This is a genomic window from Robbsia sp. KACC 23696 (assembly GCF_039852015.1).
Taxonomy (GTDB): Bacteria; Pseudomonadota; Gammaproteobacteria; order Burkholderiales; family Burkholderiaceae; genus Robbsia.
In genome coordinates, this window is record NZ_CP156626.1 from 379,921 (window position 1) to 405,821 (window position 25,901).

18 protein-coding genes, 1 tRNA gene and 1 pseudogene are annotated in these 25,901 nt (G+C 59.1%); 9 read left to right on the top strand and 11 right to left on the bottom strand.

Annotated elements, in window-relative coordinates; translation table 11 throughout:
* Window positions 1-21: 21 nt before the first annotated feature.
* Window positions 22-1,056: a hypothetical protein gene (locus ABEG21_RS01500; protein WP_347555534.1), complete on the bottom strand. Its 1,035-nt coding sequence runs from the start codon at window positions 1,054-1,056 to the stop codon at window positions 22-24.
* A gap of 132 nt (window positions 1,057-1,188) precedes the next feature.
* On the opposite strand from ABEG21_RS01500, the gene ABEG21_RS01505 reads away from it, so the two are divergent.
* Window positions 1,189-1,866, top strand: a complete 678-nt coding sequence (locus ABEG21_RS01505; protein ID WP_347555535.1) for a DUF6314 family protein — start codon at window positions 1,189-1,191, stop codon at window positions 1,864-1,866.
* Window positions 1,867-1,956: 90 nt separating this feature from the next.
* Here ABEG21_RS01505 and ABEG21_RS01510 read toward each other — a convergent pair whose 3' ends face one another.
* Window positions 1,957-2,460 carry a hypothetical protein gene (locus ABEG21_RS01510; protein WP_347555536.1) on the bottom strand — a complete coding sequence of 168 codons (504 nt, stop codon included), beginning with the start codon at window positions 2,458-2,460 and terminating at the stop codon, window positions 1,957-1,959.
* A gap of 395 nt (window positions 2,461-2,855) precedes the next feature.
* Between ABEG21_RS01510 and ABEG21_RS01515 the strand changes: the two genes are divergently transcribed.
* The 4 genes from ABEG21_RS01515 to ABEG21_RS01530 all read left to right on the top strand — a co-directional run bounded on the left by ABEG21_RS01515 (window position 2,856) and on the right by ABEG21_RS01530 (window position 9,717).
* Entirely contained in the window at window positions 2,856-3,359 is a 504-nt protein-coding gene (locus ABEG21_RS01515) for an Hsp20 family protein (RefSeq protein ID WP_347555537.1), read from the top strand.
* Window positions 3,360-3,651: 292 nt separating this feature from the next.
* The gene (locus tag ABEG21_RS01520; RefSeq protein ID WP_347555538.1) at window positions 3,652-7,293 is read left to right on the top strand and encodes a hypothetical protein; all 3,642 of its coding nucleotides are present in this window, start codon (window positions 3,652-3,654) and stop codon (window positions 7,291-7,293) included.
* Between the two features lie 137 nt (window positions 7,294-7,430).
* Window positions 7,431-8,498: a HoxN/HupN/NixA family nickel/cobalt transporter gene (locus ABEG21_RS01525; RefSeq protein ID WP_347556569.1), complete on the top strand. Its 1,068-nt coding sequence runs from the start codon at window positions 7,431-7,433 to the stop codon at window positions 8,496-8,498.
* 97 nt (window positions 8,499-8,595) lie between these two features.
* The gene (locus ABEG21_RS01530; RefSeq protein WP_347555539.1) at window positions 8,596-9,717 is read left to right on the top strand and encodes a porin; all 1,122 of its coding nucleotides are present in this window, start codon (window positions 8,596-8,598) and stop codon (window positions 9,715-9,717) included.
* Here ABEG21_RS01530 and ABEG21_RS01535 read toward each other — a convergent pair.
* Both ABEG21_RS01535 and ABEG21_RS01540 read right to left on the bottom strand, forming a co-directional pair.
* On the bottom strand, window positions 9,705-10,445 hold the full coding sequence (locus ABEG21_RS01535; RefSeq protein WP_347555540.1) for an aspartate/glutamate racemase family protein: 741 nt from the start codon (window positions 10,443-10,445) through the stop codon (window positions 9,705-9,707). The genes ABEG21_RS01530 and ABEG21_RS01535 overlap by 13 nt on opposite strands.
* 21 nt (window positions 10,446-10,466) lie before the next feature.
* Window positions 10,467-11,711, bottom strand: coding sequence for a cation:proton antiporter (locus ABEG21_RS01540; protein ID WP_347555541.1), 1,245 nt, complete (start codon window positions 11,709-11,711; stop codon window positions 10,467-10,469).
* A 240-nt stretch (window positions 11,712-11,951) separates the two neighbouring features.
* Here ABEG21_RS01540 and ABEG21_RS01545 point away from each other — a divergent pair, with 240 nt between their 5' ends.
* Window positions 11,952-12,476: a DUF2501 domain-containing protein gene (locus ABEG21_RS01545; RefSeq protein WP_347555542.1), complete on the top strand. Its 525-nt coding sequence runs from the start codon at window positions 11,952-11,954 to the stop codon at window positions 12,474-12,476.
* 173 nt (window positions 12,477-12,649) lie between these two features.
* Window positions 12,650-13,721, top strand: a pseudogene (locus ABEG21_RS01550) (IS3 family transposase).
* 894 nt (window positions 13,722-14,615) lie between these two features.
* Here the strand turns inward: ABEG21_RS01550 and ABEG21_RS01555 are convergent.
* The 5 genes from ABEG21_RS01555 to ABEG21_RS01575 all read right to left on the bottom strand — a co-directional run bounded on the left by ABEG21_RS01555 (window position 14,616) and on the right by ABEG21_RS01575 (window position 19,603).
* Window positions 14,616-15,689, bottom strand: a complete 1,074-nt coding sequence (locus ABEG21_RS01555; RefSeq protein ID WP_347555543.1) for a DNA cytosine methyltransferase — start codon at window positions 15,687-15,689, stop codon at window positions 14,616-14,618.
* 60 nt (window positions 15,690-15,749) lie between these two features.
* Window positions 15,750-16,697 (bottom strand): O-methyltransferase, encoded by a 948-nt coding sequence (locus ABEG21_RS01560; RefSeq protein ID WP_347555544.1) that lies wholly within the window; start codon window positions 16,695-16,697, stop codon window positions 15,750-15,752.
* A complete protein-coding gene (locus tag ABEG21_RS01565; protein ID WP_347555545.1) occupies window positions 16,694-18,082 on the bottom strand; it encodes an ATP-binding protein in 1,389 nt (462 codons plus the stop codon). Before ABEG21_RS01565 ends, ABEG21_RS01560 begins: the two co-directional genes overlap by 4 nt.
* A gap of 201 nt (window positions 18,083-18,283) precedes the next feature.
* Window positions 18,284-19,363 (bottom strand): site-specific integrase, encoded by a 1,080-nt coding sequence (locus ABEG21_RS01570; protein ID WP_347555546.1) that lies wholly within the window; start codon window positions 19,361-19,363, stop codon window positions 18,284-18,286.
* 164 nt (window positions 19,364-19,527) lie between these two features.
* A tRNA-Lys gene (locus tag ABEG21_RS01575) sits at window positions 19,528-19,603 on the bottom strand.
* 126 nt (window positions 19,604-19,729) lie between these two features.
* On the opposite strand from ABEG21_RS01575, the gene ABEG21_RS01580 reads away from it, so the two are divergent.
* A complete protein-coding gene (locus tag ABEG21_RS01580) occupies window positions 19,730-20,236 on the top strand; it encodes an OsmC family protein (protein ID WP_347555547.1) in 507 nt (168 codons plus the stop codon).
* 30 nt (window positions 20,237-20,266) lie between these two features.
* Here the strand turns inward: ABEG21_RS01580 and ABEG21_RS01585 are convergent, their stop codons facing one another.
* Window positions 20,267-21,274, bottom strand: a complete 1,008-nt coding sequence (locus ABEG21_RS01585) for a D-2-hydroxyacid dehydrogenase family protein (RefSeq protein WP_347555548.1) — start codon at window positions 21,272-21,274, stop codon at window positions 20,267-20,269.
* A gap of 579 nt (window positions 21,275-21,853) precedes the next feature.
* Between ABEG21_RS01585 and ABEG21_RS01590 the strand changes: the two genes are divergently transcribed.
* Complete coding sequence (locus ABEG21_RS01590) at window positions 21,854-22,891, top strand: LysR family transcriptional regulator (RefSeq protein WP_347555549.1); 1,038 nt, start codon at window positions 21,854-21,856, stop codon at window positions 22,889-22,891.
* Between the two features lie 110 nt (window positions 22,892-23,001).
* Here ABEG21_RS01590 and ABEG21_RS01595 read toward each other — a convergent pair whose 3' ends face one another.
* Window positions 23,002-25,716 carry a DNA topoisomerase III gene (locus ABEG21_RS01595; RefSeq protein WP_347555550.1) on the bottom strand — a complete coding sequence of 905 codons (2,715 nt, stop codon included), beginning with the start codon at window positions 25,714-25,716 and terminating at the stop codon, window positions 23,002-23,004.
* Window positions 25,717-25,901 lie beyond the last annotated feature (185 nt).

Sequence of the window (25,901 nt, forward strand, 5' to 3'; positions counted from 1 at the left end):
AGCGGCGGCGCGCCCCTGACTTTAAGGCGACGTCGCCGTGATGCCCTTGGGCTTCCATGCCGTGGACGGCGTGCCGTACGGATTGGCGGGGGCGGTGGCAGGCGCTGGCATTGGCGCATCGCCTGCGAACGGCGCCTGCGCCGGTTGCGTGGCGGCATAGGCCGGCGCGTTGCCTGCCGGTGCCGTCCGCGCGCCGGTGTACGGCGAGACATAGCCGTTTGCCGGAGAGGCGGGGGCCGGCGTCTGCATCGCGCTGTACGGATTCGCCTGGATCGGCGGCATCGCTTGCGCCGGTGCCGGCAGCGGCTGCGCGCCCGGATCCTGCATCGGCACCGCCATCACTTCCGCGCTCGAATAGCTGGCCGCGCCATTCGTCGAAATCGTATAGCCGCTGCTACGCTGCAAGGGGACGGCGGCCATCTGGGTGTCTTGCACCGGGACGACCATCTGACGCACCAAGCCACGCATCTTCGTCGACGTGGTCGCGAAACGATCGATGTTCAAGCCTTCCGTCTGGTAATGCGCGACGACGATTTCGTTGCCATGGACCAGCCGCAGATCGATAGTCGACAGATAACGGGTATAACCGTCGCTGAATTCGCGCTGGCCGTAGTCCATCGACGCCGTATAGGTCAGCCGCGACTCGCAATCCGGTGGGGCGTTGCCCGCGTTATAGACCATCGAGGTCACCCCGCGCGAGGCCAGCGCGACGCGCAAGGCCGGCACGAGATCCGCCAGGTTCACCTGATTGTTGATTTCGATACAGACGTGCTTGACGGGCAGCGGTGTGCCGGTGACGTAGGTCGGCGAAGAGACGCGCGATGCCACCGCGAAGCCGGCCTGTGTCACCGAACCGACAGCATCCGCCGCCGACACCAGCGTCCAGGCGCAGCCCGACGTCAACGACATGGCCGCCGCCGCTGCGGCGATCGTCGTCCAAGCGCCCAGGCGTCCGCGACGCACGCGTCCGTGCCTGACGCGCGCCGAGGCCATCGATTGGGGGGCCGCGCTGGATGCTTGCGCGTCCGCGGGGTGCCGATACTCCTTTGCATTCATTGCCGTGTGCCGTCCGCCCGAAATAGGGGTCTTCGTCAGTGTTGCGATGATCGCGTATCTCGTGTCGGGCAAAATACCGAGCAAGGACAGCGGAACGTCGAGTCCTTACGAATTCTTACCTGGTGAAAAGAGATGAGCGATCGGAACGAAGAAACGACGGCGCCGGCCTGGTTCGCAGCGCTGCGTGGGCGATGGCGCCTGCGTCGTTGCGTTCTCGTCTGGGCAGCGCCGTCGCAGCCCGATGCGGCGGGATGGCCGCACGTGGAGGCGCGATTGACTGGCGAGGTGCGCCTGGATCCCGCGGAAAGCGCGATCGCGTTGCACTATGAAGAAACGGGCGTATTGCGTCTGCGGCATGGCGCGCTATTGCAATCGAAGCGACGTTATCTCTATCGGTGCGAGGTTGGCGAATCACAGCAGCAGTTGGCGATCGATTTTGCCGACGGTCCGTCCGCGGGCTTGCCCTTCGTGCAACTGCCCTGGCCCGCGCTAAGCGAACGCGACGCGGCCGAGGGAGAGGATCTGCATCTGTGTGGCGCCGATCGTTACCGTGTGCGATATCGATTCGAAACGTTGCATGGTGCGATGACGTCTGTCGATAAGACGATCGATGGGAACGGCAAGGTGCATACGCGTCCTGGAGCGGAAGCCGTTGCATGGGATCGTATTAAACAGCGTGGGGATGAAGCGGAAAGTCGGGAGGGCGACAATGCATCGCCGTTGTGGCATCGCATCGTGCAACGGACCCGCGTACGCGGACCGAAGAAGGACTACGCGATCGTCTCGATATTAGATCGTATCGAGGCGTGAAGCGTGTCTGCTTCCGGTATGGTCACCGGTCACGATGACCATACCGGACGACGCGCCGACAACGCGCGTCTTGAAACACACAAGCATGAATTACGCTTGTGCCGATGCGTCGGCTGCTGCCGGTGCAGCGACCGGTGCCGTAGCAGCGGTCTTGCGCGGTGCGCGGGTCTTCTTCGCGACGACCGGTGCTGCCGGTGCCTTCGCGGCGCGACGCAGCACTGCAGCCTTCTTCACGACAGCCTTCGTTGCGGCCTTCTTTGCAACCGGCTTCACTGCCGCTTGCTTCGGCGCTGCCTTCTTGGCGACTGCCTTCTTCGCCACGACCTTCTTTGCAACAGCCTTCTTCGCCGGAGTCTTCGTTGCTGCTTTCTTTGCAACGGCCTTCTTAGCAACCGGTGCTGCCGGTGCAGCCTTGATCACTGCCTGGGCTTCCTTCACGGCTGCCTTCACTGCCTTTTCATACAGCGCGACTTTTTCCGCTGCATCCTTGCGCGCTTCGGCAGTCTTCGCCAAGGCCTTCTTTGCTGCTTCGCCCAACTTCAGAGCGGTGGCTTCCAATTTAGCCAGCGGCGTGGCCTTGATTCCCTTCGGCATTTTTTCTTCTCCTCGTTGATAAACCCGCGAAGTGTTGCCTTCTTTACCGTTACTGTCAATGTTTCCTGATCGTGTCTCTCGTGTCTGTCAATCGAAATTTTCTTTTATGGAACGCAGTGTTTGAATTTGACACTGGAAATATAGAGGTCCTTTCACAATCAGGGCTTTGCGTTCTTGGCGTGAAGAAAAATACGGTAATGAAGCGTAGGCGCAACGCGCATGACATAACGAAAGCAGAAGCACGCAAAGAAAATGAAAACGACGTTGACGCGTGCATCGAAAAAATTCGCGAGACGCACTCTTGAAAAGCGTTGGACGAGGCGCATATCGGTAACAGGCAGGTGCTCATCGGAGGCCTGCCCCACTTTATCGCTTGCTTCTCAAAGGATATGACCATGCGTACTTGTGACTTCGCTCCGCTGTTTCGTTCGGTGATCGGTTTCGACGAATTCGCTCGTGTACTCGATGATGCTTCCCGTGGCGATGCGTCGCCGAGCTATCCGCCGTACAACATCGAACTGGTGGAAGAAAATCAATACCGCATCTCGATGGCTGTTGCCGGTTTCGATCGCAGTGATCTGGATATCGAAACGGAACGCAACACGCTGAAGATCACCGGCCGTCGCCGTGCCGAAAACACGCAACGCACGTTCTTGCATCGCGGCATTGCCGAACGCGATTTCGAACATCGCTTCAAGTTGTCGGATCATGTGAAAGTGACCGGCGCAAGTTTGGATAATGGCTTGCTGCGTGTCGATCTGGTTCGTGAAATTCCGGAAGCGCTGAAGCCGCGTCGTATCGAAATCGGTGCCGGTTCGCGTTTGATCGATGCTGCCGCAACCGCTGCGGCACCTGCCGACACGCTGTCGACGGCACCGGTTGCCACACGCGTCGCGTAAGGCATCATGCGAGGGATGCGTCGCCTCGCTTTTGCCTGAATCCCTTCGCTCGATGAAGCGATTCGCAATGGCGATCGGCTAGCATCGTCCGCGGTCCGCTGTCTCGGAAACGCCCCCGTTTGCCTTGTCGCAAACGGGGGCGTCGTCATTTGCGAGATGCCTGGCAAGCAATGCCTCGCAGCGTGTTGTGTCGAACCGCTGTTTCGCATGACGCGACATCACTTCGCGTACGTCTTCGTGCTGTCACATTCGGTTGTCAACGTGAGGGGCCGAGGAAGCACAGGACGCAGTAATGAGAACACGGCCAGCAATCGGTAGCACGGCAATGCCGCCCGATGATGCCCAGGACGAAGCACGGGGTGTCGTACCGCAACGCGCGGCACGTCCCGCGGCGACTGCTGTGCCGCCGTTACAGCGCCCGGATGAAGGATCGCCGCTCGGACGTTTGATGCGAGGGAAGAAACGCATCGCGGATTCCCGTCCGGCCCGATTCCTGTCGCGATCGATCGAGGTCAACACGGCCTTGTTTCATTCGTCGCGAAACGGGCGACCGCTCGATCCGGCCAATTTCAACGAAGGCAGCGTATCCGCCAACGACGTGCGGGAAGGCGCCGACGCGAGTCTGCAAAGACAGGCGCAATTGCGCGCGGAGGCGCTGCAAGACGCCGTCTCGCCCGATAAGAAAATGGACAAGCTGGCGCAGAAGGCGCGCGCCGTTGCGGTCCAGAGCGAATGGATCGGCGGCGTGTCGGACAAGCAGAAGACCGATCGTCGGCCATCGCTCGCCACCACGCTGTCTCCCAAGCGCCTCGCGTCCGCCGTGCAGCGCGCGATACAGCCATCGCCTCGCGATGAACCTGACGCGGCAACGGGTGCCGCTTCGGAGCAGATCGCGCTCGGTCCACGCGATGCGCTGCCGGATCGTTCGCCGGCACATGCCATCGCGGCCTTGCACAGTGCCGACGCGTGGACGCGTTGGATCACGCTGGCACTGCCGCCGCGCGCGCACGGCGAGGCGCACAATGCGCGCCGTGCCGACGGCGGCGCGTTGGCGGCGACGTTGCCGGACCTCGATCAGTTGCAAGCCGACCGAGCGGCGAGCGAGCGGCTTCGTCATGTGTTGCGAGCACTCGGTCCGCCGTCGTCGCCGATTGCGCGGGAGTCTGGCGTGTTGACGGTGCAGACGTTGCACCGTCTGGGCATCGCCGATGCGGAGGAGGCCGCCGCCGTGCTGGAGGCGGTGCGAAACCTCGACTTCGAGGACCCCTCGCGGATGCCTGCCGCGACGCCCGACGCGGCCGCTGCCTGGCGCGTCGCGCGTGCCATGGCGCAGACGACGCCCGGCTTCGATGCATTGATGCAATTACGGGGTGAACGGCGCGCGCGCAATCCGCTGGGTGACTTGATCGATGTACCGACCGCGCAGGCGCATCGTCGCGATGCGCAACGGATCATGCTGCAGGTGGCCGAACGGTTGGAGCCCGAGGACGCATTGCCCTTGCGTGCTGCGCGAGCGGACGGCACCGCGCGCCGCGCGGGCGGTATCCTCGATCCGGCAGCAGCGGGACCGCGTCCGGATCCCTCTCCGGCCGCCGTGATCGCGCGACATCGCGCCGCGGGCATCGGCGATCCGGCGCATCCCGATATGGCGCGTTGGCGCGAAGCGCCGCTGGCGTGGCGCAGTGGCGAAGCCGCCTTGGCGATGCTGCGCGCGAACGGCAGTGCGGCGCTGCTGCATCCGGATGCCGTTGGCGATTTCGTCGCTTGGCAACATGGTTTTCGAGAGGACGGGCCCGGCAGCGACTACGCACTGACGCGTGGCCGTCTGCATAAGTTCACGGCAAAAACGATTCCACGCGCGGCGCAATCGCAATCGAAAAACTTTATCCCGCGCCTGTTCGGCAAAAGACGCTCGCCGTTGTCGGCGTTGCCGCGTTTCGGGACGCAAGGGGTGCCGCGCAAAGCGATCAAGGTCGAACACGAAGCCCTGAAGGCCGGTATCGACGCCGTCATCGCGACGTTGCCGGAAGCGGTGGCGGTGGAGGCGCGTCGCGCATTGCCGGCGATGCCGGCGGATGCGGCCATCGCGACATTGCAGGACTGGGCCGATCGCGCCGGCACGCACGCGACGCCGGCATTTCAGGATGCGCTGACGCGCGTGCGCACGCTCGCGCATCCGGGCGAGATGGCGGCGCCGCCGGTTCCGCTCGGTATCGCAAGGCCTGCGATCGACGCAGGCAATGCGAACGCGGCCGATGCGAACGCACAGGCTGCCGACGAACATCAGATGCTGACCGCCGACGATCCGGTGAGTCTGGCGCGCCGGACCTTGCAGGCGGTTGCGCGCGCCTTGCCTTCGAGTTCTCGGTTACGGCTCGCGGATGGGCATCGCGTCGGCTTCAGTACGCGGGGCTTATCGGCGAATGTGTCTACCGCGCTGGGCCTCGTCGGCATCCCCGTTTCGCCGCGCCTGGATCTTCGGGCGAGCCGTCAACGTGAAGCCGTCGTCGAGATGGCGCGTAACACGCAGGGCGTCGACGTGTTTATCGGGACGACAGATACGACGACGACGCATGCCGCTGCCGGCGTGTTGGTGGGATACGATGTCGACGTGGGGCTCGCGCAGTTTCGCGCCGGTGTGACGGTGCAGGGCACCGCGCATTCGGACGCGCGTCAGCGTCCGCGCGGCGCGATGCTGCGCGTGGCGCGACGCGTCGATGCGAACGGCAATCGGTATAACGACGCGCCAATGCTACAGAAAGCCGAACAGCTCGTTTCGCATCTTTTCGACGAATCGTTGCGGCTGAACGGGCAAGCGCCGCTCGACGGCGCGGCGGCGGACGCGGGCAGCGATGCGCATGCGTCGTGGAATCGCCTGGCCGGACATGTCATCGACGATCCGGACATCTCGCTTGGCTGGGTCGATGGTCGCAGCGGGCAGGAAAAGCACGGTGTCTCCGTCGACATCAGTCCATCGTTCCGGATGTTCGGTCCTGCGTCCTGGCTGCGGCTGGGGACAAATGCGGGCGCGGCCTACGAGTACACGTCGCGGCGCTGGTTGCACGGCGACGAGCACAGCGGACGGATGCAGGTCACGCAACACCGCATTGGCAGTGGCCACCGGCTGATCGGGCGGCTGGGCGGCGTGATCGGCGGCACATCGGAAGCGAGCGGCGGCACCGGCGAGGCGATTGGTATTGGCGTGGTGTCGCTGGATGCGCCCTCGCTCAACGTGGCGTATCGGGATCGGTCGCGTCAGGCCAAGGTGCAGTTGGTGCGGGAAAACGGCCGACTGGTCAGTCGCGCCTGCCTCGTCGATCTCGAATATACCGATGTGAAAACATACTGTATGGCGATGAAACGGCAACGGGCCCGATGGATCTCCTACTACGCGAGTCAGGCCGCGCCGGGGACGCCGCCGGATATCGCGCACACGCAGGCGGCCCGTCGCTTCGAGCAGCATCTGGCCGACGTCGTCAAAAACAGTCTGCCGAACCAGACCCATTTCCACCGCTGGCGGCTGCGACGGGACAAGGCCGAGGAGATCGACGGTTTGTCGGCGATGGCGACGCAAGCGTTGGCCGAAGCGCTTGCGATCGAGAAAGGCACGCAGCGTCCGGCAAACGGGCGGCTGCAGCGGCGCGCGCCGCCGGACCCGCGATTCATCGCCGCACAGGAAGCGCACAATGCTTTCCAGGATGCGATCAACGCGCTGGTGGACGATCCCGACTCGTGGATTCCGATCGAGGAGAAGGGGAAGGAGCGCTCGCGGCAATCCCGCTCGCCGGGCGTCAATTTCGCGCTGCAGTGGAATACGACCACCAGCGCGGCCGGCGAGCGCGAATTGTTTTCGGAGGCGGCGTCCTTTTCCGCGCAGGAGCGGCTCGACCCGACGCGCCGCCATGCGCGGCCGGCGGATCCCCCGCGGGTCTGATCTATTCGAACGTTGTATGATCCTTTTTTTTGGTATGGCATCTGGCGTCGACGACGCCGTGCAAAAAACGGGAAAAGGTCACGCTCGTGGCAATGTTCAAATCGCTTTCACGCCTGTCGTCCGCGCCCCGGCCCTCGATGTCGCCGGATGGCGCGTTCCGCCGCAAGGTGTGCGGGGTCTACCTGTTGCTCGTGGGGGGCAATATCGCTGCGTGGCTGTGGGCCGTTGCCGCGTTTCATGCGCATCCGCTGCTTCTTACGACCAGTGCCCTTGCCTACGCTTTCGGTCTGCGGCACGCTGTCGATGCGGATCACATTGCCGCGATCGACAACGTCACGCGCAAGCTGATGCAGGACGGCAGCAGGCCCGCCACCGTCGGACTGATGTTTTCGCTCGGTCATTCGACGATCGTGGTGCTGGCTTCCGCGCTGATCGCGTTGACGATCCATGCCATGCGCGGCGCTTTTTTCGATGATGTGAGAGTTGCCTATTGGCGTGATATCGGCGGCGCCGTCGGCACGACGGTGTCGGCGATCTTCCTGATCGTCATCGCACTGATGAATCTGGTGATCTTGCGATCGGTGTGGCGCGCTTTCCGGCGCGCCCGCCGTGGCCTGCCGTACCGCGAGGCGGAAATCGACGAGGTGTTGGCCGGCCGAGGGCTGTTGGCGCGCCTTTTGCGCCCGGCCTTCCGGCTCGTCACGCGCAGTTGGCATATGTATCCACTCGGCTTTCTGTTCGGCCTCGGTTTCGACACGGCCACCGAAGTCGGGCTGCTCGGGCTCTCGGCGAACGGCGCCACGCAGGGCCTGTCCACGTGGTCGATCATGGTTTTTCCCGCGCTGTTCCTCGCCGGGATGACCCTGGTGGACACGACCGACGGGCTGCTCATGGTGCGCGCCTACGGCTGGGCCTTCGTGCGCCCGATACGCAAGCTCTACTACAACTTGACCGTCACCGCGCTTTCGGTGGCGGTGGCACTGTTTATCGGCGGTATCGAAGCGATGTCGCTGATCGGCGACAAGCTGGGTCTGAAAGGACGTTTCTGGGATGCCATGGCGTCGCTCGGCGATCATCTCGGAATGTTGGGTTATGCGACCGTCGCACTCTTCGTCGGCGGTTGGTTGTTGTCGATGTTGGTCTACAGATGGTGTGGTTATGCGAAATTGGACAGGCTGGGCGCGGGAGGCGCTGAATCAGACTAACGAGAAAAGGATTATTCCGTTCTCCTGTCGAAGTCATTTTGGCATACGCCCCAGGCGAACCACTCGAAGTCGCCGCGCCGCGCTAACGCAGATTGCCTTGAGCGTATTGGGCTTCGAGGCCACGGCCGCCTTCGCGGCGCCGGACGATGATACGTCGACGAGCCATGGCATGGCCTTGTACGGCGAAATCGATACCGGTTTCGGCTATCTGCATCAACCCGCCGGAAAATCCGCGTTACGCCTGACGCAGGGCGTCATCGACGGTTCCTACATCGGTCTGCGCGGCAGCGAGCCCTTGGGCGGCGGCTTGCGCGCCGTGTTCGCGCTGGAGCAGGGCTTCTCGTCGACCGACGGCTCCGCGATCAACGACCATCACAAATATCTGGGCCTTGTCAGCGAGCGGTTCGGCGCGATCACGGTGGGCTATCAATACGATTCGCTCTTCGACTATTTCGCGCCCTTTACGCTGACCGGCAATAGCGGCGGCACGGCGTTCTCGCGTCCTTTCGATAACGACAACGCGAACAACTCCTACCTGGCATCGAACGCGATCAAGTACACCAGTCCCGAGATCGATGGCTTTACGTTCGGCGGCAAGGTCGCGTTCTCGAATACCGCTGGCGGCATGGCACGGAACCGTGCGTTTAGTGTGGGCGCCCGTTACGCGATTGGTCGTTTCCAGATCGGCGGGGCGTATCTCCAGGTGGACGGCCTGGGCCGCAATGCATCGGGTGCCTATGCCGCGCAGCCGTTGCCTTTGATGCCGACGCGCGAGGGCGACAGTATCGTGCCGAACTATGGCAACGCCAGTGCCGGGCGTCAGCGGACCTTCGGTATCGGCATCCGATACGACATTGGTGAGGTCACGACAGCGCTGGCGTTCTCGCGTGCCGTCTATACCGGCGTCGCCGATGCGGATGCCGAGGGCAGCGCGCCGGCGCCGTCCATCGGCTTCACGAATATCGAATGGAGCGCCGGCTATCAGGCCAACAGCGCCTTGCAGTTGACGGCAATGCTGGCCTATACCCGGGCCGGAAAGGCGTATTGGTGGCAGGGTGGCACGCAGGCGATCTACACGCTGTCACCAAGGACGAATGTCTATATCGAATGGGTCGGACAGCGGGCATCGGCGGGGCAGCGGGCGATCCTGAACGGTTTCGATGCGTCCTCGGGCCGCCATCAATGGCTTCTCGCCACTGGCGTGCGTCATGATTTCTGAGGACTGTGCGGCGCCATCGTGCCGCTATAGGCCTTGGGCAGCGGGAACGCAAAGCCGCTGCGTTTGGAGGTATGCACGCCCAGGCCGACCAATGCTTCGGCGAGTTTGACCGCGGCGGTGACGCCATCGATGACCGGTACGCCGAGCGATTGTTCCAGCTCGGCGCAGAAATCGACCATGCCCGCGCAGCCCAGCACGATGGCCTCCGCATGATCTTCCTCCAGCGCGTCGCGGCATGACTGCAATACTTTTTCGCGGGCGTCGGAGCCGGGTTCGTCCAGGGCCAGCACGGCGACATCGATCGCCCGCACATTACGGCAGAAACCGCGCATGCCGTACCGATCCACCAGATGCCAGGTCATATCGCGGACGCGGCTCAGCGTGGTAACGATCGTGAAGCTGGGCGCAACGAGGCTTGCCACATGCATCGCCGCCTCGGCAATGCCGAGAACGGGTCCCCGCACGCATTCCCGGGCGGCATACAGCCCCGGGTCGCCGAAGCAGGCAATGACGTGCGCCTGCGCGCCTTCCGCTTCGCCGCGTTTCAGCTCGGTGAGCAGGCCCGGTATCGCCATCGCATCGTCGTACCAGCCTTCGATCGATGGGGGGCCGGCATCGGGGTTGACCACGCGTAACGTGGTGCCGGGCGCCGCCTTGCGCCGCGCGCCGTCGGCAATCGTCTGCGTCATCGACGCACTGGTGTTCGGATTCACGACATTGATTTTCATATCAGCGCATCCTGGAACGCGTTACGACGCTACCCGGCCGTGGGGCGCCGTTCGCTTGCGCATCAGCAGCCGGAACAGCGGGCTCGTCAGCGTGGTTGAGATAACGGCGAGCGTGACCAACGCCGCATAGGCGAACTCCGACAGCAGGCCCTGCTTATGCAGCACGGTTGCCGCAACGATTTCCATCAAGCCCTTGCATTGCAGTAGCGTACCGATGCCCCAACGTTCTCGCGGCGCGAGGCCCGCGACCGGCGGCAGGATCAGCAGCGCGCCCATTTTCGAGACAGCCGACACCACCAGCAACAGCAGCGCCGCGCCGATCGCGGCCCAGCCCATCACGCGGCCGTCGACGTTGAAGCCGCTATGTCCAAAGAACAGCGGTGCCATCGCGATCAGGCTGATCTGGCCCAGGCGTTCGATGTGAATCCGCCGCATCCAGCGCGGCGGCAGCAAAGCCCCCGCCGCGAAGGCGCCGATCAATTCGTGAATCCCGAGCCGGGCGCTGCACCAGGCGCCGCCGACGAGAAATACGGCAGCGATGGTCCATGCGAGCAGCGGATGAACTGGCTTCTCGTAACGCTCCGCGAGCCAGCCCATCGCGCCTAACAGGATCAGGCACGCGATCGCTAGCGCTTGCGTACTGCCCCAGTGCAGATTGGTGCCGACGTCGGCGGCTAACTGGATGGCGGCCAGTCCCAGCCATAGCACCGCGTCGTCGATCAGGGCCACGCTGAGGGCGACAAAGCCCAGCGGCTGTTCTTCTGGCGTCAGCTCGCGGAGCAGGCCGACCAGAACCGGCAGCGCGCTGACAGCGATGCAAAGGCCGATGGCGCTTGCGCTGACCCAGTTGGCGCCGTGCGGGGGCAGCCATGCGACGTTATCGAGCAGACGGAAGCGGCTGATCAAGGCGCCGGCCGCGAACGGCAGCGCCAGTGCCAGGGCGGCGGCGCTCACGATGCGTAGCGGCTTCAGCGTCGGCATGGGGACCGTCTTGCTGCGGCCGTCCTTACTGGTGATGACGGGCGGGTGGCGTGTTTCGAGACCGGCCGTAAAGGCGAGCAGGATGACGCCGATGAAGCCGATTTCGTCGCCCAATGCGGAGGGCAGCCCGATGGATTTCAGTGGTACGCGCGCCGTGGCGAGAATCAGGCCGAGCAGGATGGGCACGACCGCCAGGGGAATCGTGCGGCGTAGCGCCATCCAGATGACCCAGGGTAACCCGATAAACAGCGCGATGTCGTAGAGAAACGGCAGTACGGATGGCATGGGGTAAGCGCCAGCGTGGCACGCGGCGGTGCCAAAGTGAATTGAAGTGACAAGTTATACCATGGCGACAAATATGCCTGCTGCGATAGGGGCGTGGGGGAGCGGGTTCGCTTCGCGGGCCGAGGAATCCGACGGCATCAGCGGCTGGGGAATCGGCGTATGGGAGAATGAAGTGGTGCCATGCGATCGTTCCCAACGTCGCGATGTGCGCACTGACCTGTACCAAAGGAGGATATCGAGATGACGAGAAGCCTTTTCTCTTTCGCGTTCCGCGCGCGTCCGGCGTTCGCGATTGCCGTGACGGCGGCGAGCGCGGCACTTCTGCCGAGTCCGGCACACGCGCAGAACTTTCTGGATAACTTGAAGGGGCAGGCCCAACAGCGATTGGGCGGCGGTCAGCAGGCCGGTGCCGCGACGTCCGGCGGCGGCGCGGCCAACAGCGGCAGCGCCTTGTCCGGCGCCTTGGGCGGGATGGCGCTCCCCGCGATGAGCGGCAGCACCGGCAGCAATGCAGCCGGCGTCTTGGCCTACTGCGTGAAAAACAATTATCTGAGCGCGTCGAACGCGCAGAACGTGAAGGACAAGCTGCTGAGCAAGGTCGGACTTAACAACGGCTCGGCGCAGAAAGATAACGGTTATCGGGAAGGCGCTGCCGGGCTATTGCAAGGCAGCAATGGCACGTCGTTGAATCTCGATAATGTGAAGGGCAATGTGAAGCACAAAGCTTGCGACTACGTGCTGCAGCACGCGAAGTCGTTTATTTGATGGCGTGATATGGCGTGGGGTGTGTATCGCGTCACGTGGCACGCGTCACCGTCTTGCCGGCTTGCATTTCTCTGCCTCGGTATTGCGCGATGTGGCGGGCGTTCGGGGGGTAATACCCCCACCCGGCAAGCGAGAGTGAAAGTAGAATATTCCAGCAAAGGGAGTTCTACAGCATGAAGAAGTCGAAGTTCACAGACAGCCAGATCATGGATGCGCTCAAACGTGCCGAGGCTGGGGTTGCGGTGCCGGAGATCTGCCGGGAACTGGGGGGCAGCACGGCCACTTTCTACAACTGGCGTGGGAAGTACGGCGGCATGGACGTGTCGCTGATGGCCCGTATGAAGGAGCTGGAGGCGGAGAATGTCCGGCTGCGCAAGATGTATGTGGAAGAGAAGATCAAGGCTGAGATCATCTCGGAGGCACTCGCAAAAAAAGATTGAGGCCATCTGCTCGCCGGGAGATGGCCAAGGATGCTGTGGCGCGACGAGGTGTATCGATTCGGCTTGCATGCGAGACGTTTGGTGTGAGCCAGACGTGCTATCGCTACGAGCCCAAGCGCGACGTTGAGAACGAGCAAATCGCCGATTGGCTGATGCGATTGACGGACAACAACAGGACATGGGGGTTCGGGCTTTGCTTCCTGTATTTGCGTAACGTCAAAGGCTTCGAGTGGAACCATAAGCGCGTTTATCGCATCTATCGCGAACTCGAATTGAACCTACGCATCAAACCGCGCAAGCGCTTGGTGCGGGAGGTTCCTGATCGGCTTGTCGTACCGTTGACGCCCAATGCGGTCTGGTCGATGGACTTTCCGACGGCCGAAGCATTCGGCTTTTTAACGTGATTGACGACTTTAATCGTGAGGCGCTTGGCATTGAGATTAACTTCTCGCTGCTATCAGTGCGGGTCATCCGAGCGCTCAATCAGATCATCGAATGGCGCGGCAAACCGCTGGCGATCAGGTGTGACAACGGGCCGGAATATTTGAGTGATGTCATCACTGCATGGGCGCAGAAGCGCGGCATTGCCTTGAATTACATTCAGCCTGGCCACCCGCAACAAAACGCCTATGTGGAGCGCTTCAATCGAACGGTGCGCGACGAATGGCTCTCTCAATATTATTGGAAGGACCTCGCCCACGTTCAGCACTTCGCGACAGAATGGATGTGGAAGTACAATCACGAACGGCCGAACATGGGCCTCGGTGGATTCACACCGAAACAGCGGCTCGCGGCCGCAGCATAGCCGCTACTTCCGCCTCGCTTTAAATATGGGGGGATTACCCTTCAATCGGGAGAAATCTCAATCAACTCGTACGAAAAATGAATGAGGGCCGATACCATTGTGATCCGCTGACAGACGTTTTTGCGAAAGAGCTGGTACGGGAGCTAACCGAGCACAGGAGTAAGGTTGCTGCTGTTGTTAACGCGAACTTAGATCGATGGGGTGTGGAGAAGTAGTTTTAGGTAAAGACTTGCGTTGAAGCCAATCAAAATCGAAAGGGGGAGCATGTCCGCAGGAAGCCAATGGTTTGCGTTGATCGAGGAGGTTAGAGAGTCTACCGATAGATCGAATGTTGCTCTTGATGACGTTTTTGCCTATATCTCGCGGAGCGGCGAGAACATGTCGCGTGACGTACCTTTTTTAGATTGCGCTTTGGTGTGGGAGTCGTGGCGTGACTCTGTTTCCATGCAAATGGCTCGCTTAACGTCGGAGATTACCGCTATTGAACAAGCAACAAATCCCGACCACGCGAGACGTGCTATCTTGGAAAATGAGCGCTCTGCTTTGGCCTTAAAGCGCAGACTGGGACGGTAGTAAGTGGGTTGTGTAAAAGCTTATATATTTGACTGATCGCATTCGATATTCTTTCGGGACTTCTCAAGCCATAACCTTTCTGTGCTATATGGTATGGTCTTTTTATAGCCGAGGTGACTATCCCAGAAAACGCCAAAGCTGAAGACACCGGGCTTTCTCTACGGAAAAGCTGTGTCGCGTGTGTCGTGACAATTTTTTCGATGAACAGACGGAGGTGATCGCTTACCGCATGTGCTACACGCCGCACGGTGAAATCGGGGATGTATCCGTATGTGACATTGACCACGAGCGGTGCTCCATAGGCACGCAATCTACCGTCTTTCAGGCAACTAGTTTCCGCCCCAGTCGCCCCAGTTTCGCTGCTATCACACCAAATATTGCCTCTGCGATAACTGGAGATACGCTGTTGCCGATCATTCGAAAGCTATGCCATGTCGTCGGATGAAATTCATGATCGTCAGGGAAGCCTTGAAGCCGTGCGGCTTCGCGTACCGTAATTACCCGAGGCTCTTCGGGATGCAATGGCCTAACTGCTTGATACGATCCCCGATCCGAACCTGTGCCCGCTCGGAGTGTTGGGCATTGCCCGTGCCACGATAAGCGAGGGTGTCTGCCGATAGCATCTGTTCCTCCGGGAGGGACTTTGGCAAATCGGGCGGAGATCTCGGCTTTATGTTGCACGATGCGGTGGCTTGTGAACTGTCCCGTCAAAGATCGAAGGGTACGAGCGTAGGCGTGCGGTGGTCCTTTCTTCGCGATTCTCCACGTATCTAGTCCGTCAGTGTCGCCAACATAAATGGCGCCCGACAAATCAGATAATGCTGCTTCTACGGTAGCCGCTGGGCGCATCCATGCCTCGATATCTGCCAAAGTTATTGCTGTTTTCAGGTCATTTCGCACGCCAATTACAAAAAGACGCTGTCTCCGAGTCGCGGCACCAAAATCAGCAGCATCTAAAATGAGAGGGCCTAGGATCTGATAGTCGTTCGTGACAAAATTTAACGCTGCCTCTAAAACCTCGCGGGCGTCGCTATGGGCAAGTCCACGAACATTCTCCATTACAAAAAATCTTGGTTGTAATTCGGCCACCAGCCGGAAAAAATGACCTAGTAACTTCCGTCGCGGATCATTTACGTCTTTTCGTCCAATTTCACTAAAGCCTTGGCATGGGGGGCCTCCGAAAATCCCCTCAATGTCGTTGCCCGCAATTGCTTTGACTTGCTCGCCGGTCAGGGTCGATACATCGGCTAGCGCTAGGCGTGTTCCAGGAAAATTCTTTTGAAATGATGATGTTAGGATCGAATCAATATCAAAAGCCGCAGACACCTCGAATCCGGCGCGATGTGCACCAAGAGAAAAACCTCCTGATCCGCAAAATAGATCGACTAACGCCATTACTTATTTAAATCTCTGTTAAGGGGTAAGCTGATGTTTTGCAACTTGGTGGGAATATTTTTATGCGACAAGTTCATTAAAGACTGGATATTCTAGGTAAAATGCCTGATAAGCATCTATTTCTTTTTGCTTTAATTCGAAATCGAGATTTTTTGCCAATATCTTATTTTCACTTGGTAAATGTCGATCAAGAGCTCGTTTCTCCTTTTCTGTAAGGACTGGGATCGAAACCTCAAATATTGCGTCGCGAGAAGCATAAGGTAGATCGAATACATTCGTACGGGCCAGACGCTCTGCCGATGACTTGTCGACGATCATTCCCCCGATCGTCAGCATTTGCGCCTCATCCGCATACGAAAACGTCCAGATAGGTTGGTATTCGCAACCTGGTTTTAACGATAATATAGTCGCCTTGACGCGATCATGAAGAATTTCGGCAACCAAAGAAGGAAAATCATTTCGCGTCAAGCGTGAGGCCTGGCTTAGCATGGAATCTGAATCGCATATTTCTGCTAAATATTCTGCAGGCGATAAAGGACTTTCATCGACAATATGCCCTTTGAGTTGATCGACCATTGCGTTCACCGAGACAAGAAATATGCTTCCAGGTGACATTGCACCAATCGCTATTTCCAGGTCGCCAGTCAAAGCGCTTTTCAGTGGACCATCATAATCGAGCCAAACCACGCTATTTTTTTCATCAATTACGTCACCCAGCACGGTCTCCGCCTTCCCCATCTTGACATTGATACATCCAAAAGGTTTGTTAAATTCAACTCTCTTACTACGACTGATTTCGCCTTCAATCGTCACCATATCTGATATGCCAACGATTTTGTGCATAAGAATAAAGTCGCTAAACCACATAGAGCCGAATCCAACGTATCGATAATCTCGTATTGAGAATTCCGCCTGAATTCTTAATAGAGTAGACGCGATCAATTTTCGTTCGACATTTTTGTTCGGACGAAGCATGTAGTTTATGGATTCGAAGGACCGCTTACTCATCGAGCGACCTCCCTCGATAGAAAATACTCAAATGTTCTGATCCCGACTTCGGCCGGCGAAGATCCAACAATACCCAGCGCCTCGGCTGCTGCGTCAACATCTTTCTTTTCCCGAGCGTACTCGACCATAACGACGTCGCTTACGGTTATCGAGGGGAGTACGGCGGCTTTGTTGACCGAGACTTTCTCCACTGGTTTCACTGGAGCTGCTTTTTCGATCCGTTTCAGGCGCTTAGCTTCCGCGCGCCGTGCATTTGTGTAGTCAGTAATTCGTTTGGTTGCGCGCATCATTGTGGGCAACATGCGTTGAAAAAAGACGTTACTCGATTCAACATCACGCTTTGTTGTCTTCCAAGGAAGTTTACGAGGATCGCTACTTTCAAAGCGAATGACCCCCATAAATCCAATGAATTGTGGGTGCCACGCAGGTACGGGCTTGAGTCCCCAACCGGTTTCAGCACTTTTGTCTGCGCTGACGACTACTCGCTCATTACAAACTACATACCATCCGTAAACTGCGACGTCCGGTGTGCGAGCAGTCGCAGAAGTGTCGTCAGGTGGAGGGTCAGCGAGACCCGCCGTTACTTCAATACGTACACCGTCTATCTCCTCAACATGTTGAAATGGAGAAATAGCGTCGCTCGTTCGGAACGAAGGCATCATTGCCGCGATAGAGGTTCCATTTACCGAAACGGTCAGACCTTTGCTTAAAATAAAGGCATAATCCCGAGAAATGATTTTTATCATTCGTTCGCGGAAAATAGGATTGTCGAATTGCCGCCAAACTGTTTCGTAAAGATCGCGTATCTCAATTACGGTCCCTACAGGAACATCAGTAGTATTCCGTTTTATATCTGAAAGTTCGAAGGACCAATCTAATATTGGAGCATCGGCACCTTCTGGTTTTTCCGCCTCAAAAACTAGTTGCCCATCACGGCGCCACTCTTCCACATCTAAATCGAGTTTAAAAGATTCAGAGCCGGTGCTGCTGGAGATTTTTACAAGATTCCCCATTTTGAAGAAGGCCCTTTTCATGCCGATCCCATAAAGGCCTATAGAGGAATCGTTTAGATCAGGGGCGTCATCCGGGCGGCCAAATCTAAAAGCATATTCCCTGGCAATATTTATGGGGATGCCGCCAGAATGATCGCTAATTCGGAAATGCTCTCTATCGAAAGTTATATCAACCCTATATCCTTCGAGAGGCTTCGATGCGTCAAGAGTCACCCCCCCTCTTCGAGCTAACTCACTGATGCCATCGACTGAGTTATCTAATAAATCTAGTACGCAGTCGACGAGATCGATGTCCCTCGTGAGCATCTTTATGAAAAAGCTCTTTGAGGGGTTGGCATTTGCCTTTTCTGTCGGGGTGGCTTGAGTCGGCATATTTTTCGGAAATTTTGGTCGCCTTTCATTTTACATTGACTGCTGCTGTCAAAAAATTTTTCGTTTGGTACTTTATCGAATGCGCGTGGTGCGCTCATAGCGGTCGCTCCCTTCGAGCTCGATAGCCTCAAGCCCAGTGCGGAGATGCTTTAGCGCGGCCTTTGGATCCGTTGATCCGAAGGCCAGGGGCATCGATTGTGTTCAGTCCAAGCGAGCAAGTAAGCTTTCCGGTCTGAGATGAGTGTAGCGTTTGAGCATTTGCATACTCCGGTGGCCCGTAATCGAAGCGACCTCCATCGGATGCAAGCCCTTTTCAAAAAAGCGGGATGCTGCTTCATGGCGGAGATCGTGCCATCGCAGGCTCGATAGCTCCGGGTCATCAGCGCTAGCTGCCTTAATCACGCGTTTCCATACGCACACTACTGCATTTGTCGTTGCTCTGAATACCCTGCCACGAAGCGATTGAGGCGTAACGTCGGCGGGGCCAAACTGTGATCTATGCAGTCGGCGTTCTTGTCCTTCGGCTAATGCTGCTAGATAACGGAAGACATCGACGGCTCTCCTCGACAAAGGTAGCACTGCGGGAACGCTCTTGTTATCTGCTCCACGCGCTTCCGGCGGAAATCTCAGTATACGGTTATTTAGATCTAGCCATTCCCATTGGATACTGAAGAGGCTGCCTTGGCGGAGGCTTGTGGCGATTGCAAGCTCGAAGGCGGGTGCCGACCATGCGTTTGTGCTCGAAGCCAAGGCGGCGTACAGTTTCTCGAACTCGCCAGGCCGCAGCCGACGATCGCGTGTTTGACTTCCTGACGGTTTGCGTATGTTTGATAGAGGATTTAACAAACCCTCCATTCCCCACTCTTTCCGAGCTATTTCGAAAAGGTGGCTTATCACTTGAAGTTCAAGTCGAATCGTATTTTCTGCTTTCCCATCGGCTCGTCGAGCATCACGATATTTGGCAAAATCAGAGCCGCGTAGGTTGGCCAATGTACGATGCGATAGTGGATTATCAATCCAGCGAGCGATGCGCTGATTTTCTTGATATTGATGCCGCTTTTCGGGAACTATCTCGCGTCGGTATCTTTCTAGCGCGGAGCGGAGGGTTGTCCGCTCCGCTTCGATTCGGTCAATAAACACACCACTGTCCATCTCGGACTCTATTTTTCGGGCCCATTGCTGTGCTAGATGCTTCGTATCGAATGACCGATACAACGGCTTGTGCCCACGCCGTCGAATTTCAGCGCGCCAGTACGCGCCTCGTTGGCTGATATACGCCATTCCTAGACTCCATTCGAAAGATTGATTTCGCTTGGTCTGGATTCTCGAACTCCGGCAGATTTCCGGCAAAGGCCAGTTTTTGAATTCGCACGCGCCCACGTCAGACGAAAAAAAAGCACCGACGCTTTCGCGTAAGTGCTTGATTTTCTACAGCTGAATTCGGTTGGTGGGGCGTGAGTGACTCGAACACTCGACCTACGGATTAAGAGTCCGCTGCTCTACCAACTGAGCTAACGCCCCAACAGAAGCGAGATTATGCACATGATTTTCGAGGTGTGCAAGTCCTTCCGCAAAAAATTTTCAGCGAGCCGAGGTTTTCATCGCTTGTGCGATTTCTGCAACGCGGCAGCGAACGATCGCGCGACAATGGCATTTCCCCACCTCTGCGAGCGGACGATGACCATCCATTCTTATCGCACTCAAATCATTTGGACCGGCGACCAAGGAAGCGGGACGTCGTCGTACGATGCCTATACGCGCGATCATCTGATTCGCGTGGCGGGCAAGGCGGCAATCGAGGGTTCGAGCGATCCCGCCTTTCGCGGCAACCCGGCGCGCCACAATCCCGAAGATCTGTTTCTCGCCTCGCTGGCCAGTTGCCACATGCTCTGGTATCTACACTTCGCGGCCGTCAAGGGCATCGTCGTCACGGGCTATGTCGATGATGCCGAGGGCGCAATGGACGAAGGCTCGCTGCGCCAACCCGGTCGCTTCACCGACGTAACGTTGCGGCCGCGTGTGACGATTGGCGCAGGCGGCGATGTTGCACTTGCGGCGGCACTTCATGACGATGCGCATCACGCCTGCTTTCTGGCGAACTCGGTGAACTTCCCGGTGCGCTGCGAACCGGTCATCGAGATATCGACCGTCTGATAACGCGATGATCCGTCGTGCGATGCCTGATCAACGGCGCCGCATCAGCGCGTCGGGATTCACGATGTTTGCGCTCCCGCCTTGTTCGAAGTCGAGCAGGGCGCGGAAGGCATAGTCGAAGTAAAGCTCATAGCTTTGCCGTTCGACATAGCCGATATGCGGCGTGCAGATCGCATTCTCCATCCGCATCAGGACATTGCCTTGCAGGATCGGCTCCGATTCGAATACGTCAACCGCTACCATGCCGGGACGTCCGCGTTGCAGCGCCGTGATCAGCGCGTTCTCTTCGAGCAACTCTGCACGGCTCGTGTTCACAAAGAGTGAATCGGGCTTCATCAGCGACAAGTCATCGAGCGAGATGACGCCTTGCGTCTCGTCGTTCAAGCGCAGATGGACGGTCAAGACGTCGGCCTGTTCGAACAGGGCTTCCTTTGTCGAGGCAACGTCGAAGCCATCCGCACGCGCCGCGCTCTGTGAGTGCTCACGGCCCCACACAAGCACGTTCATCCCAAACGCGCGACCATAGCCGGCCAGAAGTTGCCCGATCTTGCCGTATCCCCAAATACCGAGCGTCTGTCCTTTCAGTACGCGGCCGATGCCGAAATTGGGTGGCATCGATGCGGCGCGCAGTCCCGACTGCTGCCACGCACCTTGTTTGAGATTCGCGATGTACAGCGGGATCCGGCGTTGCGCGGCCATGATCAGCGCCCAGGTCAATTCCGCCGGCGCGGTGGGCGAGCCCTTGCCTTCCAGCACGGCGATACCGCGCTCCGTGCAAGCCTCCAGATCGATATGGCTGCCAACCCGTCCAGTCTGTGCGATGACCTTCAACTTCGGCAACTTGTCCAACAGCAGCTTCGTGATCTTCGTACGTTCGCGAATCAATACCAGGGCCTCGCTATCCGCCAGACGGCTGGCCAGATGTCCCACTCCACGCACACTGTTGTTGTAGACCGAAACCGTGTGGTCGGCCAACAAAGCAAATGCGTCGAGTTTGCGCACGGCGTCCTGATAATCGTCGAGGATCGCAATTTTCAAGACTAAGTCTCCTAATAGTCGGGCCGCTGTGGCGGCGCTGTTTGTCAGATCAAAGAATGCGTAATTGATGCCGATATTTGCAATCCATTCAACTTCTTTTACATGAAGTTGCGATATGGCAGTGTGTCGCAAGGCGCGTAAAAGGGGCTGAAAGTACTGGATCACGCTGTCTTTTCTCGCGGAAATGCCCCTAATCCACCGAATTCTCGCGCGTGGACGTTACCGTCGGCCAGGGTCGATCACCTGTTGGTGGACAAACCCGCGTTGGCGCGAAGCTTGCGACCCAAACACATCGCTTGCCGGCGTAAGACGTGCGAATGGTCAAAGCGGGTGGCGTGTATTCGTCCCACTTTGGCGTCGTCGATGGGGCACTTCCGGCCTATGCCATGGTGCGCCCAATACGATGCAAAAAACGCACGAAATGTTACGAAAGATTTACCGGGTGCTTGTCGTGTCGGGCCGTCGCTTGTTAAATCAAGCAAAGTTTGCCGCGAAGGAGGACAATTCGCTTTGTATTCCGATTCATCGTCGGGATACGTCGCGTACGCATCCGTTGCGCAACGCTGAATCGGAGTGGTTATGGATCAATTGCAGTCAATGCGCGTGTTTGTCAAAGTTGCCGATCTAGGCAGCTTCGCGCGGGCGGCGACCCAGCTCGACATGTCCAACGCGGTGGTGACTCGCCACGTGGCGGACTTAGAAGGACGCCTGGGTACGCGCCTCATGAACCGCACGACGCGGAGCTTGTCCCTGACGGAAGCCGGGCAAGTCTATCTGGAACGCGCGAAACAAATTCTCGAAGAACTCGACGACGCTGAGCAGATGGTGCTCGAGCGCACGCAGGAGCCGGTCGGTACGTTGCGACTGGTGGCACCGGTGGTTTTTGGGATTCACAACCTGGGTCAGGTGCTGACCGACTACACGGGGCGCTATCCGCGTGTCGTGCCGGACGTGACCTTGGTCGATCGCAGTGTGGACCTGGTGGAAGAGGGTTTCGACGTCGGCATCGCGATCGCTCGCAATATTCGTAGCGCCAGTGTCGTCAGCCGACGTTTGACGACGGGCTCGCTGGTCGTATGTGCCTCGCCGGATTATCTGGCGCATCACGGCCAGGTTGAGCATCCGTCGACGCTGGCCGGTCGCGCCTGCGTGACGTTGAACCCGTCGGTCTCCGAGGATGAATACGTCTTCCAGGGACCGGATGGGGAAACGCGTGTGCGTCCCGCCAGCGTTTTACTCGCGAATAATTATGAGATGCTGCGCCAGTTCGCTTTGCGTGGATTGGGCATTGCCGTGTTGCCGAGCTATCTGATCGGGCGCGATTTGGCTGCAGGCTCGTTGATGCCATTGCTGACGGACTATCAACTGGCCCCCATCGACATTCATGTCGTCTACCCGAGCCGTCGATATATGCCCGCCAAGTTGCGGACGTTCATCGATCATCTGGTTGCACACTTCGAAGAGGCGCCGCCGTCGGAGAAGTGGGGCGCGCCGCTGCAGGCGTTACCGGCGTCGCTCACGGGCGCCGATAATGCTGCCGCGGTTGCGTCGACGATCGCCGGGAGCAGTAGCTTCAATGCGCTGCGTATGCACGTGGAAGCGGCTTCCACGCAGTAAAGCATTGCATCAAGGCCCTGCTTGTTCCGGGTCTTCATCAGATGCGCCGTGTCTTCGGGACGCATCTGTGAACCATCGACGACCTTTCGGGCCGTCGATGATTCGGGCGCTTACTCGACGTCGCTGGTTGCCGCCGACTTCGTTGCGCGCTTGGCTGCCACCGTCTTTGTCGCGGCGACCTTCTTGGCGGCGGCTTTCTTCGCCGGCGCTTTCTTGGCTACGGCCTTCTTCGCTGCTGCTTTCTTGGCCGGTGCTTTTTTCGCTGCCGCTGATCCTGCCGCTACCGCGCCTTCCTCTCCGTCGTTCTCTGCCGACGCTGCTGCGCCTGCCGACGTCTTGCGTGCCGCGCCCTTCTTGGCCGCCGGATCCTTCTTTTCAAACTCGAAGCCGACCGAACCGTCCTTCTGCCGTACCAGGAAGGCCTTGAAGTTACGCCCCGTCCGGGACGACTTGAAGTTCGTCAGCAGATCGGTTCGACCGTCCGGCCCCAGTAGCTTCGCCATTTGATCGCGCGTCATTTCCTGTTGCAGAATGACCTTGCCCGAGCGGAAATCGCATGCGCGTGGCTGAGCGACGTACTTCTCGCAAACATAGCTCATGCCATGCTCGAAGACACGGCTTGCGCATTTCGGGCAGGCGCCTACCGGTTCCTGATCGGAGAAGTCCGGCGGTTCGCCACCATCTTCGCCATTGTCCTGGCCGAAGTCGAATTCGAGCTTGTAGTTCTTCGTCTCGCTGTCTTCCGCCAATTTCAAGATAGCGGAGAAGGGGCGGCCCATTTTGCTGCGGAAGCCCGACAACGGTCCGATCTGCTTTTCGCGTAACAGTTCCTCGGCTTCCTCGATCTCGAACTGTCGGCCGCCCGGAATCTTGGAAATCGAGAACTCGCACTTCGTACACGCGAAGCGGCGATAGTTTTCCTTCACGACGCCGCCGCAATGCGGACACGGCGTCGACAGCGTCGCGTAATCGCCCGGAATGGTGTCCGAGTCGTATTCCTTTGCCCGCTTGACGATGGTCTGCGTCATCTGCGCGATTTCAAGCATGAACGCGTCGCGCTTCAGTTGGCCGCCTTCGATCTGCGAGAGCTTGTGTTCCCATTCGCCGGTCAGCTCAGGCTGCGTCAATTCCTTGACATCGAGGCCGCGCAGCAGCGTCGTCAGCTGGAATGCCTTGGCGGTGGGGATCAACTCGCGCCCTTCGCGGATCAGGTACTTTTCCGCGAGCAAGCCTTCGATGATCGCCGCGCGCGTGGCCGGCGTGCCGAGACCCTTGCCTGCCATCGCTTCGCGCAGATCGTCGTCGGTCACGAGTTTTCCCGCGCCCTCCATCGCCGACAGCAGCGTTGCTTCGTTGTAACGAGCCGGCGGCTTGGTCACCAGGCCTTGCGCGGTGACGGAGTCGGTCTTGACCTTCTCGTCTTTTGCCACTGGGACCAGGTTCGCGTCGTCGCTCTGCGCTTCGCGGCCGTAGATCGACAGCCAGCCCGGCGAGACGAGCACCTTGCCCTCGGTCTTGAAGCGGTGACCGGCGACTTCGGTGACACGCGTCGTGACTTGGAACTCGGCTGCCGGGAAGAAGACGGCGAGGAAGCGCTTGACCACGAGGTCGTACAGCTTCTGCTCCGGCTCGGACAGATTCTTCGGCGGCTGCGTGGTCGGGATGATGGCGAAGTGATCGCTGATTTTCGAGTTGTCGAAAATCCGCTTGTTCGGCTTCACCCAGCTTTGGTCCAGGATCTTGCGTGCGTGCGTCAGGTAGTTGTTGTCCTCCTTCAGCATCTCGAGCGTCGTCTTGACCGTCGGAATATAGTCTTCCGGCAGCGCGCGCGCATCGGTACGCGGATAGGTCAGGACCTTGTGACGCTCATACAGTGCCTGCGCCAGCCCCAGCGTATTCTTCGCCGAAAAGCCGAAGCGACCGTTGGCCTCCCGTTGCAGCGTGGTCAGGTCGAACAGCGCCGGCGACATTTGGGTCGACGGCTTGGATTCTTCCGTGACGGTGCCGGTGCGCTCGCGGCAGGCGGCCACCACCGATTCCGCCGCGGCGAGGTTCCAGAGTCGCGAATCGCGTTGTTCCGGGTCGAATTCGTCTTTCTTGAATTTCGGATCGAACCAGCGGCCTTGGTAGAAGCCGGCGGCGCAGACAAATTCCGCGTGCACTTCCCAATAGTCGCGCGGCACGAAGCGGCGAATTTTTTCCTCGCGCTCCGCGACGATCGACAGCGTCGGCGTCTGCACGCGACCGACGGTGGTCAGGAAGAAGCCACCGCCCTTGCTGTTGAAGGCGGTCATGGCGCGGGTGCCGTTGATGCCGACGAGCCAGTCCGCTTCGGATCGGCAGCGTGCGGCATCGGCCAACGGCATCATGTCTTCGTCGGTGCGCAGGCGGGCAAAGCCGTCGCGGATCGCGCCTTGTGTCATCGACTGCAGCCAGAGTCGTTGAACCGGCTGCTTCGCCTTCGCGTGTTGCGCGATGTAGCGGAAGATCAGTTCGCCTTCCCGCCCCGCGTCACAGGCATTGATCAGGCGGTCCACGTCCTTGCGCCGGATCAATCGCGACAGCACCTTGAGTCGCGATTCGGTCTTGGCGATCGGATTCAGATCGAAGTGGGGCGGAATCACCGGCAGGTGCGCGAAGCTCCATTTGCCGCGTTTGACGTCGTATTCCTCGGGCGCGGCAATTTCGAGCAAATGGCCGACGGCCGACGACAGGACGAAGTCATCGGACTCGAAATACTCATCATGCTTCGTGAAGCCGCCTAGCGCGCGAGCGATGTCGTTCGCGACGGATGGTTTCTCGGCAATGATCAGAGCTTTGGACATGATGGACGCTATTCTGTATACAGGGCTGACCCGGGGAGGCTGCGCCGGGACGCAGGATACCGGTACCGCGACGGCATGGGGTCACACCATTTCGACGCTTTATAACATAAGCAGCGGTGACCAAAACAGTCGCCACTGCATCTTCTTTGCGACTTGTGCCTAAACCGCGGGCCGGTCGTCGCGGC